The 18,610-nt window shown below is 71.0% G+C and carries 14 protein-coding genes and 1 pseudogene; all 15 read left to right on the top strand.

Annotation, left to right across the window (positions count from 1 at the left end; translation table 11 throughout):
• A pseudogene (locus tag VHC04_RS13420) lies at positions 1 to 450 on the top strand (hypothetical protein); the annotation flags it as partial.
• 10 nt (positions 451 to 460) lie between these two features.
• Positions 461 to 2,575: a peptidoglycan D,D-transpeptidase FtsI family protein gene (locus VHC04_RS13415; protein WP_325682005.1), complete on the top strand. Its 2,115-nt coding sequence runs from the start codon at positions 461 to 463 to the stop codon at positions 2,573 to 2,575.
• 4 nt (positions 2,576 to 2,579) lie between these two features.
• The gene (locus tag VHC04_RS13410; protein ID WP_325682003.1) at positions 2,580 to 4,076 is read left to right on the top strand and encodes a UDP-N-acetylmuramoyl-L-alanyl-D-glutamate--2,6-diaminopimelate ligase; all 1,497 of its coding nucleotides are present in this window, start codon (positions 2,580 to 2,582) and stop codon (positions 4,074 to 4,076) included.
• On the top strand, positions 4,073 to 5,500 hold the full coding sequence (locus VHC04_RS13405; RefSeq protein WP_325682001.1) for a UDP-N-acetylmuramoyl-tripeptide--D-alanyl-D-alanine ligase: 1,428 nt from the start codon (positions 4,073 to 4,075) through the stop codon (positions 5,498 to 5,500). The genes VHC04_RS13410 and VHC04_RS13405 overlap by 4 nt, the downstream gene beginning before the upstream one ends.
• Positions 5,500 to 6,588: a phospho-N-acetylmuramoyl-pentapeptide-transferase gene (gene mraY / locus VHC04_RS13400; protein ID WP_325681999.1), complete on the top strand. Its 1,089-nt coding sequence runs from the start codon at positions 5,500 to 5,502 to the stop codon at positions 6,586 to 6,588. Before VHC04_RS13405 ends, mraY begins: the two co-directional genes overlap by 1 nt.
• Positions 6,585 to 8,018, top strand: a complete 1,434-nt coding sequence (gene murD, locus VHC04_RS13395; protein WP_325681997.1) for a UDP-N-acetylmuramoyl-L-alanine--D-glutamate ligase — start codon at positions 6,585 to 6,587, stop codon at positions 8,016 to 8,018. Before mraY ends, murD begins: the two co-directional genes overlap by 4 nt.
• Positions 8,018 to 9,136 (top strand): FtsW/RodA/SpoVE family cell cycle protein, encoded by a 1,119-nt coding sequence (locus VHC04_RS13390; RefSeq protein ID WP_325681995.1) that lies wholly within the window; start codon positions 8,018 to 8,020, stop codon positions 9,134 to 9,136. Before murD ends, VHC04_RS13390 begins: the two co-directional genes overlap by 1 nt.
• Positions 9,133 to 10,263 (top strand): undecaprenyldiphospho-muramoylpentapeptide beta-N-acetylglucosaminyltransferase, encoded by a 1,131-nt coding sequence (gene murG, locus VHC04_RS13385; protein WP_408903813.1) that lies wholly within the window; start codon positions 9,133 to 9,135, stop codon positions 10,261 to 10,263. Before VHC04_RS13390 ends, murG begins: the two co-directional genes overlap by 4 nt.
• Positions 10,260 to 11,699, top strand: a complete 1,440-nt coding sequence (murC, locus tag VHC04_RS13380; RefSeq protein WP_325681991.1) for a UDP-N-acetylmuramate--L-alanine ligase — start codon at positions 10,260 to 10,262, stop codon at positions 11,697 to 11,699. Before murG ends, murC begins: the two co-directional genes overlap by 4 nt.
• The gene (murB, locus tag VHC04_RS13375; protein ID WP_325681988.1) at positions 11,696 to 12,637 is read left to right on the top strand and encodes a UDP-N-acetylmuramate dehydrogenase; all 942 of its coding nucleotides are present in this window, start codon (positions 11,696 to 11,698) and stop codon (positions 12,635 to 12,637) included. Before murC ends, murB begins: the two co-directional genes overlap by 4 nt.
• Before the next feature lie 58 nt (positions 12,638 to 12,695).
• Entirely contained in the window at positions 12,696 to 13,616 is a 921-nt protein-coding gene (locus tag VHC04_RS13370) for a D-alanine--D-alanine ligase (protein ID WP_325681986.1), read from the top strand.
• The gene (locus VHC04_RS13365) at positions 13,604 to 14,524 is read left to right on the top strand and encodes a cell division protein FtsQ/DivIB (protein ID WP_325681984.1); all 921 of its coding nucleotides are present in this window, start codon (positions 13,604 to 13,606) and stop codon (positions 14,522 to 14,524) included. Before VHC04_RS13370 ends, VHC04_RS13365 begins: the two co-directional genes overlap by 13 nt.
• Positions 14,525 to 14,535: 11 nt before the next feature.
• Positions 14,536 to 15,837, top strand: a complete 1,302-nt coding sequence (ftsA, locus tag VHC04_RS13360; protein ID WP_325681982.1) for a cell division protein FtsA — start codon at positions 14,536 to 14,538, stop codon at positions 15,835 to 15,837.
• Positions 15,838 to 15,926: 89 nt separating this feature from the next.
• Positions 15,927 to 17,504, top strand: coding sequence for a cell division protein FtsZ (gene ftsZ, locus VHC04_RS13355; protein ID WP_325681979.1), 1,578 nt, complete (start codon positions 15,927 to 15,929; stop codon positions 17,502 to 17,504).
• 214 nt (positions 17,505 to 17,718) lie between these two features.
• Entirely contained in the window at positions 17,719 to 18,594 is an 876-nt protein-coding gene (locus VHC04_RS13350; protein ID WP_325681977.1) for a DMT family transporter, read from the top strand.
• Positions 18,595 to 18,610 lie beyond the last annotated feature (16 nt).

Raw genomic sequence — 18,610 nt, 5'->3', positions numbered from 1 at the left:
GACCGGGCCGCCGCCGACCGGGCCGTGGCGGAGCGCGGGGCGGCCGAGCGGGCCGTGCAGGAGCGGCGCGCCGTGGCGCTGGCCCGCCCGGCGCGGTTGTCGGACACGCGCGTGGCCGACGCCCATCCCACGGAGTCCCGCTATGGCGAGCCGCGTGCCGCGGAATCGCGCGCCGTGGAGCCGCGCTCTGCCGAGACGCGTGCCATCGAGCCGCGCCGGGTCGCCGCCGCGCCCCTGCAGGCGCAGACCAGCCGCACGACCGTCGCCTCGGCCGTGCCGTCGCGTCCGGCGCCGGCCTATGCGCCGTCCTACGCGCCGACCCCGGTCGCGGCACAGGCGCCCGCCCCCTACACCGGTTCGCTTCTGGGCATGGCGCGGACCGGGTCCGTCCCGGCGCCCGTGCCGCGCCCGGTGCCGGTGAACGCATCCAACTGGTCCAACGCGAACTGAACAGATCCGAATGAGCGATCCGTCCGATTCCGTTCCGCCGCCTGACTCTCCGCCGCTCAATGGCGGGCGCTTCGGCCGTCCCGCGCCGCGCACCGGCGCCGGACGGCTGGATGCGGTGCCGCGGATGGAAAATGTGCGGGTCACCGCGCCGGACCTCGCCCGGCGTTCCGCGATGGAGAAGACCCGGGCACGCCTGGTGCTGACCTCGGCCGGGTTCTGCGCGCTGTTCTTCGCGGTCCTGGCGAAGCTGGCCCTGGCCACCATCATCATTCCGTTGCCGCCGCACCGGGTGGAAAAGCCTGTTGCGGCGGTCGTCGCGGCCAGCGAGGCGGACCGTCCGGTCATGGCGACGCTGCCGGGCCAGCGGGCGATGATCACCGACCGCAACGGGCAGCCGATGGCGATCTCGTTGAACACCGTCGCGCTGTTCGCGGATCCGCGGCAGATCGCCAACCCCGAGGAAGTGGCGCAGGAGTTGAAGCAGGTGCTGCCGAACCTCGACGTCGCCGATACCATCGCGCGGCTCAAGCGCGACAAGAAATTCGTCTACCTCGATCGCGAGATCACGCCGCGCGAGCAGTTGCAGATCAACAACCTCGGCATCCCCGGGATCGATTTCCAGCCGACCCAGCATCGTCAGTATCCGCTTGGCCGCACCGCCGCGCAGGTGCTGGGCGGCGTCGACGTCGACGAGCGCGGCTTTGCCGGCGTCGAGCGCTATTTCGATGAGCGTCTGCGCACCAACTCCGACCCTCTGCGCCTGTCGATCGACCTGCAGATCCAGGCGGCGGTGCGGGAGGAATTGCTGAAGGCGATGGACACGTTCACGGCGATCGGTGCCGCCGGCATCGTCATGGACGTGCATACGGGCGAGGTGCTGGCGATGGTCAGCCTGCCCGACTACGACGCCAACGACGTCCGCACGGCCCCGGCGGAAGACCGCTTCAACCGGCCGGTGGAAGGCACCTACGAGCCGGGCAGCACGTTCAAGCTGCAGACCGCGTCGATGGCGCTGGACAGCGGCCTCGTGCACATCTGGGACGAGTTCGACGCCGCCCATGTGATCCGCATCGGCCGCTTCACCATCACGGATTTCGAGGGCAAGCACCGCTGGCTGTACCTGCCGGAGGTGCTGGCCTACTCCTCCAACCTGGGGGCGGCGCGCATCGCCGCGACCGTGGGCGGCGAACGCCAGCGTGCCTGGCTGCGGGCCATGGGCATGTTCGAGAAGACCGGCATCGAGCTGCCGGAGGCGGCACGCCCGATCGTCCAGCCGGCACAGAACTGGAAGGAGATCGTGACCATGACGGTCGGCTTCGGCCACGGCATCTCGGTCACGCCGCTGCACGTGGTGCGGGGCACCGCCGCCGTCGCCAATGGCGGCATCCTGGTCAGGCCGACCATCCTGGCGCTGCCGCCAGGCGACGTGCCGGAAGGCAAGCGGGTGATGCAGCAATCCACCTCGGATACGATGCGCAAGCTGATGCGCCTGGTGGTCACCGATGGCTTCGGCAAGTCGGCCGAGGTGGCCGGCTACTACCCCGGCGGCAAGACCGGGACCGCCGAGAAGGTGTCGGCGCATGGCGGCTATCGCAAACACGCCAACGTCGCCGCCTTTATGTGTGTTTTCCCGATGAACGCCCCGCGCTACGCCGTCTACATGATGCTGGACGAGCCGCATGCGACCAAGGCGACCTATGGGTACGCCACGGCCGGCTGGGTGGCGGCGCCGGCGGCCGGACGGGTGATCGCGCGCATCGGCCCGATGCTGGGCCTGCTGCCGGATATCGCTGACAAGCCGCAGATCGACGCTTCGCTGGCCATCCCGCTGCAGCCGGGCCGGCCACCGGGTGCCTTCCAGCGCGGGCCCGGCGTCGCCAACGCGGCGCCGCGCGACGGCGACCGCAGCCGCTCCACGCTGACCGTTGCGCCGACCCTGCTGCCGCCCGCCATTCAACGCCCCGGCGGCGAGTTCCGCCGCGAGACCGGCAGCGAACGGCCGATGTCGCGCCCCGAGCGGGCGCCGCGGCGGGAGACCCGCGAGGAAGCGCCGGAGCGGTCGCCGCAGGGCGTCCGCCCGCGCCTGACGGCCGTATCGACGGCCACGACCGTTGCGGATCGCTGAGATCATGCGCGCCCTGGACACCTCCCACCCCGGCAGTGCCCCGCGCGCCGCGCCGGAATGGGCCGCGGTGGCGGACCTGGACATCGTGGGCGTGACCGCCGACAGCCGCGCGGTGGTGCCGGGAGACCTGTTCGCCGCGCTGCCCGGCACCCGGGTCGACGGCCGCACCTTCATTGCCGAGGCGGTGGCGCGCGGGGCGGTGGCGGTGCTGGCGCCGCCGGGCACCGCCTGGCCGGCCGGGGTGCCGCGGCGGCCGGTGATCATGGACGCCGAACCACGCCAGGCGCTGGCGCGCATCGCCGCGGTCCTGGCCGGGCCGCAGCCGCACACGGTGGTGGCGGTCACCGGCACCAACGGCAAGACCAGCTCCGTCGAGTTCATCCGCCAGCTCTGGGCCTCGGCGGGAGAGAAGGCGGCCAGCCTGGGCACGCTGGGCCTGATCGCCCCCGGTTTCGAGCCCGGGCCCGGCCTGACCACCCCCGATCCCGTCAGCCTCGCCGAGACCCTGGCCGGTCTCGCTCGGCACGGCGTGCGCAAGGCGGCGATGGAGGCGTCCTCGCACGGGCTGGACCAGTTCCGCCTGGACGGCGTGCGGCTGGCCGCGGCGGCGTTCACCAACCTGACCCGCGACCATCTGGACTATCACGGCACGATCCAGGCCTATCGCGACGCCAAGCTGCGGCTGTTCCGCGACCTGCTGCCGGAAGGGGCGCCGGCGGTGGCGGATGCCGACATGGACCCGGACACGCTCGACGCGCTGCGCGCCGTCGCGCGCGACCGCAAGCTGGACCTGCGGACCGTCGGCGAGGCCGGGGCGGCGATCCGGCTGATCGCCGCGACGCCGCGTCCGGACGGCCAGATACTCACGCTGGAGGCCGGCGGCGCCCGCCGCGACGTGGCCCTCGCCCTGCCGGGCCGCTTTCAGGCCGACAACGTGCTGGTCGCCGCCGCCGTGACCGAGGCGCTGGGACTGGCGGACGCGCTGGATCGCATCGGCGGCCTGAGCGGCGTGCGCGGCCGGATGGAGCTGGCGGCGCGCCTGCCCAACGGCGCCGCCGCGTACGTCGACTATGCGCACACGCCGGACGCGCTGGAGCGGCTGCTGTCGGCGCTGCGTCCCCATACGCATGGCCGGCTGCACGTGGTGTTCGGCGCTGGCGGCGACCGTGATCGCGGCAAGCGCCCGCTGATGGGGGCCGCCGCCGCCCGCCTGGCGGATGCCTGCATCGTCACCGACGACAATCCCCGCACCGAGGCGCCGGAGACCATCCGCGCCGCGGTGCTGGCTGCCTGTCCCGGGGCGCGGGAGATCGGCGACCGCGCCCAGGCCATCGCCGCCGCGCTGAACGACCTGCGGTCCGGCGACGTGCTGGTCGTGGCCGGCAAGGGGCATGAACAGGGCCAGACGATAGGCACCACCGTGCATCCGTTCGACGATGCCGCGGTGATCCGTGGCCTGGTCGGCGGCGCCGAGCCCGGCGCGTCGCGGGGGGCGGCGTGACTCGCGCCCTGTGGACATCCGCGGACCTGGCCGAGGCGACCGGCGGCGCCGTCTCCCGCGTGTTTGCCGCGACCGGTGTCTCGATCGACACGCGCACCCTGGCGCCGGGCGACCTGTTCGTCGCGCTGGTGGGTGAGGGGCGGGACGGCCACGCCTTCGTCGCCGACGCGCTGGCCAAGGGGGCGGCCGGCGCGATGGTGCATGGCCAAGGACCGGACGGTGCCCCGCTGCTGACCGTGGACGATACCTTGGCCGGCCTGGGCCGGCTGGGCGGCTTCGCGCGGGAGCGGTTCGGCAATGCCTCGCCCGCGAACCGGCTGATCGCCGTCACCGGCAGCGTCGGCAAGACCACCACCAAGGAAATGCTGCGGACCGCCCTGTCGGCGTTCGGCGCCACGCATGCGGCCGTCGCCTCCTACAACAACCATTGGGGCCTGCCGCTGACCCTGGCCCGCACACCGCTCGACGCCCGGTTCTGCGTGGCTGAGATCGGCATGAACCATCCGGGCGAAATCGCTCCGCTGGCGCGTCTGGCACAACCGCATGCGGCGGTGATCACCACCATCGCGGCGGCGCATATCGGCCATCTGGGCAGCATCGAGGCCATCGCCGATGAGAAGGCCGGCATCGTGCAAGGGCTGGTGCCCGGCGGCGTGGCGGTGCTGCCGCTGGATTCGCCGCTGTTCCCGCGGCTGGCCGCCGCGGCGGCGGCGCATGCCGTCCTGACCTTCGGCGCCGACACCGCCGCCGATATGCGCCTGCTGGCGCTGGAGGGGGATGCCGAAGGCTCGCATCTGCGGCTGTCGCTGCGGGGGCGGGACGCGGTGCTGCGGCTGCATGCGCCGGGCCGTCACATGGCGATGAACGCGCTGGCGGCGCTGGCCGGGGTCGCCGCGCTGGGCCTGGACCCGGTGCGCGCGGTGCCGGCGCTGGAGGCATTCCGGCCGGTGGCCGGGCGCGGCATGCGGCGGGCGCTGACCGTGCGCGGCGCCCCGGTGCTGCTGCTGGATGAGAGCTACAACGGCAACGGCGCGTCGATGCGCGCGGCGCTGGACGTGCTGCGGCTGCAACCGGCCGCCCGCAGGATCGCGGTGCTGGGGGACATGCTGGAGCTGGGCGAGGCCGGTCCGGCGGAGCACGCGGCGCTGGCCGACAGCGTCGCCGCCTCGGCGGACCTCGTGTTCACCTGCGGGCCGTTGATGCGCCATCTGTTCGACGCGCTGCCCGAGGCGCTGCGTGGCGCGCATGAGCCCGATTCCACGCAGCTGGCGTCACTGATCGCGCAGGTCGTCGATGGCGGCGACGCCGTGCTGGTGAAGGGCAGCCTGGGCAGCCGGATGAAGCGTGTCGTGGACGCGATCCTGGCGGCCGCCGCGCCCGCCGCCGCCTATGCCGCCGGTCCGGCCGATGGGAAGACCGACTGATGCTGTATGTGTTCTTCCCGCCCCTCGCGGACCAGTTCATCCTGTTCAACCTGTTCCGCTACATCACGTTCCGGGCGGGCGCGGCCTGCCTGACGGCGCTGGTGGTCAGCTTCCTGCTGGGCCCGTCGGTCATAGCCTGGCTGCGCAAGGTGCAGAAGCAGGGTCAGCCGATCCGCACCGACGGGCCGGAGCGCCACCTGCTGGAGAAGAAGGGCACGCCGACCATGGGCGGCCTGCTGATCCTGGGCGCCCTGATCATTTCGGTGCTGCTCTGGGCCGACCTGCGCAACGGCTATGTCTGGGCGGTGCTGTTCGTCACCGTCGGCTATGGTGCGCTGGGCTTCGCCGACGATTTCCTGAAGGTGACCAAGCGCAACACGCGCGGCGTGCCTGGCCGGGTGAAGCTGATCGTGCAGGCGGTGATCGGGCTGATCGCCGCGGTCTGGATCACCGCGCTGGCGCGCGGGCCGCTGGCGACCGCGGTCACCATTCCGGTGTTCAAGGAAGTCGCCATACAGCTGTCCTGGTTCTTCCCGGTCTTTGCCATGCTGGTGATGATGGGCGCCTCCAACGCGGTGAACCTGACCGACGGGCTGGACGGGCTGGCGATCGTGCCGACGATGATCTGCGCCGCCGTCTTCACCCTGATCGCCTACCTGGTCGGCAACCGCATCTTCGCGGATTACCTGCAGCTCAATCCGGTGCAGGGGGCCGGCGAGCTGGCGGTGTTCTGCTCCGCCCTGATCGGCGCCGGCATGGGATTCCTGTGGTACAACGCGCCGCCGGCACGCGTCTTCATGGGCGATATCGGCAGCCTCGCGCTGGGCGGCGGCCTGGGCGCGGTGGCCGTCGCCATCAAGCATGAGATCGTCCTGGTCATCGTCGGCGGCCTGTTCGTCGTCGAGACCGTGTCCGTCATCATCCAGGTCTTCTGGTACAAGCGCACCGGCCGGCGCGTCTTCCTGATGGCCCCGCTGCATCATCACTTCGAAAAGAAGGGCTGGGCGGAGCCGACCATCGTCATCCGGTTCTGGATCATCTCGATGATCCTGGCGCTGGTCGGGCTCGCGACCCTGAAAATCCGATGAGCACGTTCCCCTCCGATATCTTCGCCGGCAAGCGCTTCGCGGTGGTGGGGCTGGGCAAGAACGGCCTGCCGGCGGCCCGCGGCCTGGCGGCGATGGGCGCCGAGGTGCTCGCCTGGGACGACAAGGAGAGCGCGCGGCGGGCCGCCGCCGACTCGGGCGCCGGTGTCACGTTGCGGGACCCCGCGTCGGGACCGTTCGATGTCGACGCGCTGGTGCTGTCGCCGGGGATTCCGCACCGCCTGCCGGCGCCGCACCCGGCGGCGGCGGGCGCGCGGGCGGCGGGCGTGCCGATCCTGACGGATGTGGAGCTGCTGTATCAGGCGGTGCGCGCCGCCGGGTCCAGAGCCCGCTTCGCCGGCATCACCGGCACCAACGGCAAATCCACCACCACCGCCTTGCTGGCACACATCCTGGACGGCACCGGCAAGCCGGTCGCCGCCGGCGCGAATCTGGGGCCCGCTGCCCTGTCGCTGCCGCTGCTGCCACATGATGGAGTGTACGTGCTGGAAATGTCCTCCTATATGTTGGAGCGACTCGCCACGCTGCGATTTGATGCGGCGGCGATGCTCAACCTCAGCGCGGACCATCTCGACCGGCATGGCGACATGGCGGGCTATGCCATGGCGAAACGCCACGTCTTCGATCGCCAGACCGCCGCCGACCTGGCGGTGATCGGGGTGGACGACGCCGATTCGCGCGCCATGGCCGACTGGCTCGGCACCCGTCCCGCCCGCGTCGCGCGGATTTCCGGTTTCGATCCGACGCTTCCGCTGGGGCCGGCGCTGCCCGGCACGCATAACGCCCAGAATGCCGCCGCCGCCACCGCCATGGCGCGGTTCCTGGGCGCGCCCGACGAGGCCATTGCCGCCGGGCTGCTGCGCTTTCCCGGCCTGCCGCACCGCCAGCAGCGCATCGTCACCATCGACGGCGTCACCTTCGTCAATGACAGCAAGGCGACCAATGCCGATGCGTCGGAGCGGGCGCTGGTCTGCTACGACCGGCTGATCTGGATCGCCGGCGGCATGGCCAAGGAAGGCGGGATCGAGCCGCTGGCGCCGCTGTTCCCCCGGGTTGCCAAGGCGCTGCTGATCGGCCGCGATGCCCCGCAATTCGCCGAGACGCTGACCCGCAACGGCGTGAAGTTCGATACGGTCGGCACGCTGGACGCGGCGGTTCCCGCCGCCTTCGCCGCCGCCAAGGCCGAGGGCGCGCCGGTCGTGCTGCTGTCCCCCGCCTGCGCCAGCTGGGACCAGTTCACCGGCTATGACCAGCGCGGCGACCGGTTCGCCGAGCTGGCCCGCGCCCTGCCGGCCCCGATCGTTGCGGCCCAGTCCGTTTCGACCCAGGCCGTTTCGACCCAGTCCGTTTCGGCGCCGGTCCTGCCGGCCGCGGGGCCGCCGGCCGGCGCGTCGCCGCGGGGAGGCGCCTGATGCCGCAGCTTTCCCGCGCCGACAACTCGCTGCTGGGCCGCTGGTGGTGGAGCGTGGACCGCTGGACGCTGGGAGCGATCGGCGTGCTGATCGGCTTCGGCTACATCATGATGCTGGCCGCCAGCCCGGCGGTGGCCGAGCGCATCGGCACCGCCCGCGACACCTTCATCCTGAAGCAGGTCGGCTTCCTCGCCCTGGCCGCGGCGGTGGTCGTGGCGGTGTCGCTGCTGTCGCCGCGCGATATCAAGCGGCTGGCCATCGTCGGCTGCCTGCTGGCACTGGTGCTGACCGCCGCAACCATGGTCGTCGGCGTGGAGATCAAGGGCGCCCGCCGCTGGATCTCGCTTCCGGGCATGAGCGTGCAGCCCAGCGAGTTCCTGAAACCCTGTTTCGCCGTCGTCGCCGCCTGGCTGATGGCCGAGGCTCGGCGGTCTCCGCGTTTCCCCGGCCGCATCATCGCCTTCGTCCTGTTCGTGTTCATCCTGCTGCTGCTGAAATCGCAGCCGGATATCGGGATGCTGGCGGTGATCACCGCGGTCTTCCTGGCGCAGCTGTATATCGACGGCCTGCCGCTGGCGATGGTCGGCATCGCGCTGGCGATGATCGCCGGCGGCGGCGTCGCGGCCTACACCTTCTTCCCGCATGTGCGCAGCCGCGTGACCCGCTTCGCCGAGGGCACCGGCGACAACTACCAGGTCACGACGGCGCTGGAGGCGTTCGGCAATGGCGGCCTGCTGGGCCGCGGCCCGGGGGAGGGCCATGTCAAGGACGTGCTGCCCGACGCCCATGCCGACTTCGTCTTTGCCGTCGCCGGCGAGGAGTTCGGCATGCTGATCTGCGTGGTCATCCTGTCGGTGTTCGCCTTCATCGTGCTGCGCGGCCTGCTGCGCCTGCTGCGTGAGCAGGACCATTTCATCGTGCTGGCCTGCACCGGCCTGGTCACCGGCTTCGGGCTGCAGGCGCTGGTCAACATGGCCTCCACCCTGCACCTGATCCCGACCAAGGGCATGACGCTGCCGTTCATCTCCTATGGCGGGTCCTCGGTCATCGCGGTGGCCCTGGGCATGGGCATGCTGCTGGCGCTGACCCGCCGGCGCAGCCGGGACGAGCGGCTATGAGGGGCCCGGCCGTGCGTCCCATCGTGATCGCCGCCGGCGGGACGGGCGGTCATTTCTTTCCGGCCGAGGCGCTGGCCCGTGCGTTGCTGCACCGGGGCCACCGCATCGCCCTGATGACCGATGCCCGCTCCGGCGGCCTGACGAACTCGGTGTTCGAGGGGTATGAGCGCTTCGTGCTCAGCGGGTCGGGGATCGCCGGGCGGAATTTCCTGAAGGGTGCCAGGTCGATCGCCGCCCTGGTGCGCGGCATCGCCCAGGCCCGTGCCATCCTGAATCGCCTCGGCGCGCCGGTGGTCGTCGGCTTCGGCGGCTATCCCTGCGTGCCGCCGGTGCTGGGCGCGCGGTTTGCCGGCCGGCGGATCGGCATCATCCTGCATGAGCAGAATGCGGTGATGGGGCGCGCCAACCGGTTCCTGGCGCCGCGCGCCGACGTGCTGGCGCTGAGCTTTGCCGCCACCCGGCTGCTGCCGCCCGGGGTGCGGACCGAACTCACCGGCAACCCGGTGCGCCCGGCGGTCGGAGCGCTGGCCTCGATCCCCTACGCGCCGCCGACGGATCGCCTCGGTCTGCTGGTGCTGGGCGGCTCGCTGGGCGCGCGCGTATTCTCCGACATGGTGCCGGCGGCCCTGGCGAAACTGCCGGACCTGCTGCGGCGGCGCCTGTCGGTGGTGCAGCAGTGCCGGCAAGAGGACCTGGAACGGGTGCGCCTTGCCTATGAGCGGGCGGGGCTGGACGCGGAGCTGTCCACCTTCTTCCCCGACGTGGCCGACCGTCTGGCCGCCGCGCATCTGGTGATCGCGCGGGCCGGGGCCTCGACCGTGGCGGAGCTGGCGGTGGCCGGGCGGCCGGCGATCCTGGTGCCGCTGCCAGGGGCGATCGACGACCACCAGACCGCCAATGCCGCCGCCCTGGCCGAGGCCGGGGGCGCCTGGGTGATGCCGCAGCCCGGCTTCACCGCCGAATCGCTGACGGTGCGGCTGGCCGGGTTGCTGACCGATCCGGCGGCGCTGGCCGCCGCCGCGGCGGCGGCGCGGACCCAGGCGCGGACCGATGCCGCCGCGCGGCTGGCCGACGTGGTCGAACACACCCTGTCCCGGATGCCGGGCATGGCGGGAGAACGCACATGAGAGCCCTGCCGCTATCCATCGGCACGATCCATTTCGTCGGCATCGGCGGCATCGGCATGTCGGGCATCGCCGAGGTGCTGCACAATCTGGGCTATGCGGTGCAGGGCAGCGATATCGCCGAATCGGCCAATGTGCTGCGGCTGCGCGAGGCGGGCATCCCCGTCGCCATCGGCCATGACGAGGCCAATCTGGGCGCGGCGCAGGTCGTCGTCGTGTCGACCGCCGTGAAGAAGGACAACCCCGAGGTCGCCGCCGCCCGCAGGCGGATGCTTCCCGTCGTCCGCCGCGCCGAGATGCTGGCGGAGCTGATGCGGCTGCGCTGGTCCATCGCGGTGGGCGGCACGCACGGCAAGACCACCACCACCAGCCTGGTCGCCGCGGTGCTGGAGGCGGCAAGGCTGGACCCGACGGTGATCAACGGCGGCATCGTCAACGCCTACGGCACCAATACGCGCATGGGCGATGGCGAATGGATGGTGGTGGAAGCCGATGAGAGCGACGGCTCCTTCCTGCGCCTGCCGGCGGTGATCGCGATCGTGACCAACATGGATCCGGAGCACCTGGACCACTGGGGTTCGCCGGAGGCGATGATCGCCGGTTACGACCAGTTCGTCGCCAACGTGCCGTTCTATGGCTTCGCCGTGCTGTGCATCGACCATCCGGAGGTGCAGCAGATGATCCCGCGCCTGTCGGACCGCCGCATCATCACCTACGGCTTCTCGCCGCAGGCCGATGTGCGCGCCGAACGGGTGATGCCCGACAAGCTGGGCTCCACCTTCGAGGTGATGCACCACGACCGGGTCACCAACCGCCGCCGCCGGCTGGGACCGTTCCGCCTGCCGATGCTGGGCGCGCACAATGTCCAGAACGCGCTGGCGGCGATCGCCGTCGGGCTGGAGATGGAGATCGACGACAACACGCTGCGCAGCGCCTTCCTGGGCTTCAAGGGCGTGAAGCGGCGCTTCACCAAGACCGGGGAGGCCGGCGGCATCACCATCATCGACGATTATGGCCATCACCCGGTGGAGATCGCCGCGGTGCTGAAGGCGGCGCGGCAGGCCGGCGCGCGCGACGTGGTCGCGGTGGTGCAGCCGCACCGCTATTCGCGGCTGGATTCGCTGTTCAGCGAGTTCTGCACGTGCATGAACGATGCCGGCACGGTGATCGTTGCGGATGTGTACGCCGCCGGCGAGCAGCCGATCCCTGGCGTCAACCGCGATGCGCTGGTGGAAGGCCTGCGGGCGCGCGGCCATCGCAGCGTCGTGGCGCTGCCGGGGCCGGAGCATCTGGCCGAGATGGTGCACGCCATCGCCCGAGCCGGCGACTTCGTGGTGTGCCTGGGGGCCGGTTCGATCACGCAATGGGCGGCGACGCTGCCGGCCGATCTGGCCGCGCTGCAGGCCAATGCGCGGCGCGCCGCGGGAAGTGCCGCATGATGGCCGCCGAACGCATCGCCGGGCTGATCGGGTCCCTGCCGCCGCTGCGTGGGCGGGTGCAGGAGAACGCGCCGCTGGCGCCGTTCACCTGGTTCAGGGCCGGCGGCAGGGCGGAGCTGCTGGTGCGGCCGGCGGATGTGGACGACCTGGCGTGCTTCCTGGCGGCATTGCCGCTGGATGTGCCGGTGCATGTGATCGGCGCGTCGTCCAACCTGATCGTGCGCGACGGCGGCCTGCCGGGCGTGACCGTCAAGCTGGGACGCGGGTTTTCCGCGATCGCCGCCGACGGCGATGCGGTCATGGCCGGCGCCGCCGCGCTGGACGTCACGGTGGCGGAACATGCCGCCGCCGCCGGCCTGACCGGGCTGGAGTTCCTGTCGGGGATCCCCGGCTCGATCGGCGGCGCCGTGGTGATGAACGCCGGTGCCTATGGCGGCGACATGGCCAGCGTGCTGGACTGGGCCGAGGTGGTGACGCGCAACGGCGAGCAGCGCCGGATGATGGCGCGAGAGCTGGCGTTCGCCTATCGCCATGCCAGCCTGCCGGCCGGCGCGGTGGTGACGCGCGCCGGCCTGCGCGGCATCCCGGGGGCCGCGACGCTGATCGCGGCACGCATGGCGGAGATCAGGGCATCGCGGGAAGCGTCGCAGCCGGTCCGGGCGCGCACCGGCGGCTCCACGTTCCGCAACCCGGACGGGATGAAGGCGTGGGAGCTGATCGATGCCGCCGGATGCCGCGGCCTGACTCGCGGCGGCGCGATGGTGTCGGAAAAGCACTGCAATTTCCTGATCAACACCGGCCATGCCACCGCCGCCGACATCGAGGGGCTGGGCGAGGAGGTCCGCCGCCGGGTCCTGGCCGCCAGCGGCGTGACCCTGGAGTGGGAGATCCGCCGCATCGGCATTCCGGCCGGCCGGCCGGAGGTGGTGTCGCCATGACACCGTTCGCTATGACCCCGTCCCCTACCGGCGCAACGGTTCGCCCGGAGTACGCAGCATGACCCGCGTCGCAGTCCTGTATGGCGGCATATCGGCGGAACGGGAGGTCAGCCTGTCGTCCGGCAAGCAGGTGGTCATCGCGCTGCGGCAAGCCGGTTTCGCGGTCGATCCGATCGACGTCGGCACCGATCTGGCCGCGGTGATCGCCGCCCTGACGCCGAAGCCGGACGTGGTGTTCAACGCCCTGCATGGCCGGTTCGGCGAGGACGGAACGATCCAGGGCGTGCTGGACTGGCTGGAGATTCCCTATACGCATTCCGGCGTCCGCGCCTCGGCGATCGCCATGGACAAGCAGGCGGCGAAGGCGGTGTTCCTGTCAGCAGGCCTGCCGGTCGCGCGTGGCCGCATGGTGGCGATCGAGGAGCTGGAGGCGACCGATCCGATCCCGCTGCCCTATGTCGTGAAACCGTCGAACGAGGGGTCCTCGGTGGGTGTCGAGATCGTCCGTGCCGGCGACAACCGCCGGGCGGAGATCGCGCGGGCGTGGAAGTTCGGGCCGCAGGCGCTGGTGGAGGAGTATATCCCCGGCCGCGAGCTGACGGTCGGCGTGATGGGCGACAGGGCGCTGGCGGTGACGGAAATTCTCGCGCAGGCCAATACATTCTACGATTACACGTCGAAATACGCCGACCAGGGATCCCGCCACGTCATTCCGGCGACGGTCCATCCCGACGCCTATGCAGAGGCGCTGGATGTCGCGCTGGCGGCGCATCGCGCGCTGGGCTGCCGCGGCGCCTCCCGCTGCGACTTCCGCTATGACGATACCGCGGGCGAACCGGGCCGGCTCGTGCTGCTGGAGATCAATACGCAGCCGGGCCTGACGCCGACATCGCTGCTGCCGGAACAGGCGGCGCATCTGGGCATGAGCTTCCCGCAGCTCTGCGCCTGGATGGTGGAGCATGCGGCATGCCGCGGGTAAGGCAAGGGCCCCGCAACTCGGTCAACGATCGGCCGTCGCCGTGGCGGCTGATGCTGCGCCGCCAGCGCGCGCTGGTCAAACCGGCCGCCGGCCTCGTGCTGCTGGGCGTGGTTGGTTTCGTGCTGGTGATGATCGCCCGCGCCGCGATGCCGGGACCGTCCAGCGGTTCGTTGTCCTCGTTCCGCGAGCAACTGGGCAGGTTGAGCGCCGCGAGCGGCATGCGTGTCCAGGACATCCGTATCGAGGGGCGCGAGAATACGCCGGAACCGCTGCTGCGCGCGGCGATCGGCATCGCCAAGGGCGATCCGATGCTGGGCTTCTCCCTGGAACAGACCAGGGCGCGGATCGAAACGCTTTCCTGGGTGGAGCACGCGACGGTGGAACGGCGGCTGCCCGATACCGTGGTGATCTTCCTGGAGGAGCGGCGTCCCTATGCCGTCTGGCAGCATCAGGGGAAATACGTGCTGGTCGACCGTGACGGCCAGGTCGTTGCGGATCAGGACGTGGCGCAGTTCCGCAACCTGCCGCTGATCGTCGGCGCCGGGGCGCCGGCCGCGGCGAAGACGCTGCTGACCGCGCTGACCGACCGGCCGGCCTTGCAGACCAAGGTGGTGGCCGCGGTCCGCGTCGGCGAGCGCCGGTGGAACCTGCGCATGACCAACGGCATGGACGTGATGCTGCCGGAAGGACATGAGGCCGCTGCGCTGGATCGCCTGACCCAGCTGCAGCAGGACATGGACGTGCTGGACCGGCCGCTGCTGGCGATCGACATGCGCCTGCCCGACCGCCTGGTGTTCCGCCCCCGGCCCGCGTCCGGCGGCGACAACGCCGATGTCGAGGTGACGCCGCCGATCCCGCCGTCCGCCCCGCCGCCGTCCGTTCCCGCCATAGCGAAAAAACCGACCTAGGAGCACGAAGCATGGCTGACAACCCGCGCCGCGTGCTGCCTCCGACCGAAACCGGGCCACCCGATCCGCCGCCGGCGCGGGCGCATCGCACCGGGCCGTTCGGGGTGGTCGATATCGGCTCCACCAAGGTGGCCTGCCTGATCGGACGCATGGAAAGCGACGGCTCGCTGCGCGTGCTGGGATTCGGCTGGCAGAAGGGCAGGGGGATCAACAGCGGCGACATCACCGACCTGGACGCCGCCGAGAAGGCCATCCGCGCCTGCGTCGGCCAGGCCGAGGACATGGCGGATGTCCGGCTGCGCGCGGTGACGGTGAACCTGAGCTGCGGCCAGCCGGAATCGCGGCTGTTCAACGTGCAATGGCCGGTCGGCGGCCGCGCGGTGTCCGAGGATGACATCCGCGGGGTGGTGATGGAGGGACGCCACCGGTCGGAGGTCGACGGACGCGAACCGATCCACGTGCTGCCGCTGAATTTCGCCGTCGACTCGACCGATCACGTGGTCGATCCGCGCGGCCTGTTCTGCACCACTCTGAACGCCCGTCTGCACGTGATCGATTCGCTGGCGACGTCGTTGCGCAGCCTGGAAGCCTGCATCGCGCGCTGCGACCTGGATATCGAGGATCTGGTATCCTCGCCGATGGTGGCCGGCCTGTCGACCCTGGTGCCGGAGGAACGGGACCTGGGCGCCACGATCATCGACATGGGCGGCGGCACCACCAGCATGGCGGTGTTTGCCGACAACCAGATCATGCACACCGCGCAGCTTGCCATCGGCGGTCAGCACGTGACGCGGGACCTGGCCATCGGCCTGTCCACCACGCTTGCCCACGCGGAACGGCTGAAGACGCTGTACGGCAATGTGGAGGCCAGTCCCGACGACGACCGGGAGCTGCTGCCGGTGCCGCTGGTGGGGGAGGAGGATCACCAGCTCGCCAAGGTGCCGCGCAGCATGGTGGTGAACATCATCAGGCCCCGCCTGGAAGAAACCTTCGAATACATCAAGGACCGCCTGGACAGCACCGGCATGGCGCGTGCCGCCGGCAATCGCGTCGTGCTGACCGGCGGAGCCTGCCAGCTGCCCGGCGTCCGCGAGATGGCCGCCCGCATGCTCAGCCGCCAGGTCAGGCTCGGCCGGCCCGGCGCGCTGCGCGGATTGCCGGAGCTTGCCACCGGTCCGGCCTTCGCCACCGCGGCGGGGCTGCTGGCCTGGGCCGGCGGCGAGGGCCGAGCGTTTCAGGACATCAACCTGGAGGACAGCGAACCGATCGGTTTGTTCCGGCGACTGGTAAATTTTCTAAAAGACCGCGTGTGACTTGCCGCGAATCGACAGCGTACGTGTAACCCTTGACACCCCGAACCGTCCCTTGCCCTACCATCCCTTGCCCTTGGGGGGAGATCAAAATGACCCTGAACCTGATGATCCCGCAGACGACCCATACCGATTTCTCGCCCCGGATCACCGTCATCGGCGTCGGCGGTGGCGGAACGAACGCGGTGGACAACATGATCGCCGCGAATCTTCAGGGCGTGGACTTCGTCGTTGCCAATACGGACGCACAGCAGTTGATGCACAGCCGGGCGGATCGGCGCATCCAGCTGGGGCCGCACATCACGCAGGGACTCGGGGCCGGCGCCAAGCCGGAAATCGGCAAGGCGGCGGCGGAAGAAGCGGCGGACGAACTGTATCGGCACCTGGATGGCGCGCACATGGTGTTCATCACAGCCGGCATGGGCGGCGGCACCGGCACCGGCGCGGCGCCGGTCATCGCCCGCATGGCACGGGAGCGTAACATCCTGACCGTCGGCGTCGTTACCAAGCCGTTTGGATTCGAGGGGGCCCGGCGTACCCGCTCGGCGGAACAGGGCATCGAGGAGCTGCAGCAATATGTCGACACGCTGATCGTCATTCCGAACCAGAACTTGTTCCGGATGGCGACCGAGCGCACCACCTGGAAGGATGCGTTCAAGATGGCCGACCAGGTGCTGTACATGGGTGTCCGCGGCGTCACCGACCTGATGATGGTGCATGGCCTGGTGAACCTGGACTTCGCCGATATCCGCACGGTGATGGCGGAAATGGGCAAGGCGATGATGGGCACCGGCGAGGCGGAAGGCGAGAACCGCGCCATCCGGGCGGCCGAGGCGGCGATCAACAACCCGCTGCTGGAAGACACCTCGATGGCCGGTGCCCGCGGCCTGCTGATCAATATCACCGGCGGCGATGACCTGACGCTGTTCGAGGTCGACCAGGCCGCCAACCGCATCCGCGAGGAAGTGGACGAGGAGGCCAACGTGATCTTCGGCTCCGCCGTCGACGAATCGCTGGACGGCCGCATCCGCGTGTCGGTGGTTGCGACCGGCATCGATTCGCACAAGCTGGCGGAACAGCCCCGACCGAAGCTGGTGGCGGTTGGCGGCGGCGGCGCCACCCCGGCACCCCAGCCGATCCATAAGCGCGGCATCGCGGCCGTGGCCACGCCAGCCGCCGCCACCGCCCCCACCTTGCGCCAGGTTTCTCCGGCGCAGGAGGAAGAGGCGATCGAGGAACAGGCCGCCGTCGCGGTCCCGGAGGAAGCGGCAGGCCCGGTCACCATGGCGGCTGCCCAACCTGCCGCCATGCCACCGGGCGTCGCGCCGGTCTCCGTCGCCCAGCCGGTCGTCCCTGCGCAGCGGGTGCCGGCGGCCCGTCCGATCGCCGCCGATGCCGCGCCGCGCCCGGGCCTGTTCGCGCCGCAGCGCCCCACCGCGGTGCCCGCGGCCCAGGCGCCGGAGGCACCGAAACAAAGCCTGTTCAGCCGCGCGACCGGCGTGCTGGGCTGGCGCCAGGCGGTCACGCCGGCCCCGGTGGCGCAGCCTGCCGCGCCACAGGCCGGGACGCAGGCTCATGCCGAATCGGCGCCGAAAGTGTCCGTCCGGCAGGCGACGGTGGAGGATTCGACGATCGAGATCCCGGCTTTCCTGCGCCGCCAGTCCTCCTGACCGCCACGAGGACTTTCCGACACGGCGTCCGCTCCGGCATCGGGGCGGACGCCGTGATCGCATCGGGGATGATCCCCCGAGGCGGCCGGCCGGAGCGGCTGCATCGCGCTTCCGTCAAGGAAAAGAAGTGGCAGGGGAAAAGAAGTGGCAGGGAGCGGCAGGATATGCTGGGGTCCGCCCGGCCTGCCGTGCCCCGGTTGCGCCGTAGGCCCACATGCCGGCTGACGACCCGGTTCGCGGTATCGCATTCACGGTGGTCGCGACGATGCTGTTCGCCGCGTCGGATACGATCGCGAAATATCTCAGCAACACCCTGCCGATCGTCGAGTTCATCTGGATTCGCTATCTGCTGTTCCTGGTAATGGCACTGGTCCTGTCGGCTCGGGTGCCGCGCCGCGTCCTGCGCCCGCGTGCGCCGGCGCTGCAGGTCGCGCGCGGGGTCTGCGTCGTCGCATCGTCCCTGCTGTTCGTCTTCGGCGTGCACCGGATGACGATGGCGCAGGCGACGACGATCAGCTTCCTGTCGCCGATGCTGGTGACGATCCTGTCCATCCCGCTGCTGGGGGAGGTCGTGGGCATCCGCCGCTGGGCGGCCGTCGGCGCCGGGCTGGCCGGCATGCTGGTGGTGGTGCGGCCGGGCCTGGCGGACTTCCAGCCGGCGGCGCTGTTCGGCATCGCCTCGGCGACCGCCTGGACGCTGGCGCTGATCATCACCCGCAAGATCGCCGGCACCGATGCACCGCAGACCACGATGCTGGTCTCCTCGGTGTTCGGCTCGCTGGTGCTGTCGGTCCTGCTGCCGTTCCAGGCGGTCTGGCCCACGGCGTGGGAGCTGGCTCTGGCGGTCACCATGGGCGTGCTGGCGTCGATCGGCCAGTGGCTGGTCATCCTGGCGCACCGCATCGCCCCTGCGTCCACCCTGGCGCCGCTGTTCTACACGCAGTTGATCTGGGCGACGCTGACCGGCTTGCTGGTGTTCGGCAACCTGCCGGATGCGTGGACCGTCGCCGGCGCCGTCATCATCGTGCTCAGCGGACTTTATACGGCGCACCGCGAACGGGTGCGGCGCGCCGCCCGCGCGCCGGCCTGAGCGGCACGCCCAGCCC

Source organism: Rhodopila sp., assembly GCF_035548095.1.
Classification (GTDB): domain Bacteria; phylum Pseudomonadota; class Alphaproteobacteria; order Acetobacterales; family Acetobacteraceae; genus Rhodopila.
This window is presented reverse-complemented; position numbering and strand designations above follow the sequence as displayed.

What these genes read in the sequence shown, in the direction of transcription:
- VHC04_RS13415 (WP_325682005.1), top strand. Translation starts at nt 461, where the DNA reads ATGAGCGATCCGTCCGATTCCGTTCCGCCGCCTGACTCTCCGCCGCTC.
- VHC04_RS13410 (WP_325682003.1), top strand. Translation starts at nt 2,580, where the DNA reads ATGCGCGCCCTGGACACCTCCCACCCCGGCAGTGCCCCGCGCGCCGCG.
- mraY (WP_325681999.1), top strand. Translation starts at nt 5,500, where the DNA reads ATGCTGTATGTGTTCTTCCCGCCCCTCGCGGACCAGTTCATCCTGTTC.
- murD (WP_325681997.1), top strand. Translation starts at nt 6,585, where the DNA reads ATGAGCACGTTCCCCTCCGATATCTTCGCCGGCAAGCGCTTCGCGGTG.
- VHC04_RS13390 (WP_325681995.1), top strand. Translation starts at nt 8,018, where the DNA reads ATGCCGCAGCTTTCCCGCGCCGACAACTCGCTGCTGGGCCGCTGGTGG.
- murG (WP_408903813.1), top strand. Translation starts at nt 9,133, where the DNA reads ATGAGGGGCCCGGCCGTGCGTCCCATCGTGATCGCCGCCGGCGGGACG.
- murC (WP_325681991.1), top strand. Translation starts at nt 10,260, where the DNA reads ATGAGAGCCCTGCCGCTATCCATCGGCACGATCCATTTCGTCGGCATC.
- murB (WP_325681988.1), top strand. Translation starts at nt 11,696, where the DNA reads ATGATGGCCGCCGAACGCATCGCCGGGCTGATCGGGTCCCTGCCGCCG.
- VHC04_RS13370 (WP_325681986.1), top strand. Translation starts at nt 12,696, where the DNA reads ATGACCCGCGTCGCAGTCCTGTATGGCGGCATATCGGCGGAACGGGAG.
- VHC04_RS13365 (WP_325681984.1), top strand. Translation starts at nt 13,604, where the DNA reads ATGCCGCGGGTAAGGCAAGGGCCCCGCAACTCGGTCAACGATCGGCCG.
- ftsA (WP_325681982.1), top strand. Translation starts at nt 14,536, where the DNA reads ATGGCTGACAACCCGCGCCGCGTGCTGCCTCCGACCGAAACCGGGCCA.
- ftsZ (WP_325681979.1), top strand. Translation starts at nt 15,927, where the DNA reads ATGACCCTGAACCTGATGATCCCGCAGACGACCCATACCGATTTCTCG.
- VHC04_RS13350 (WP_325681977.1), top strand. Translation starts at nt 17,719, where the DNA reads ATGCCGGCTGACGACCCGGTTCGCGGTATCGCATTCACGGTGGTCGCG.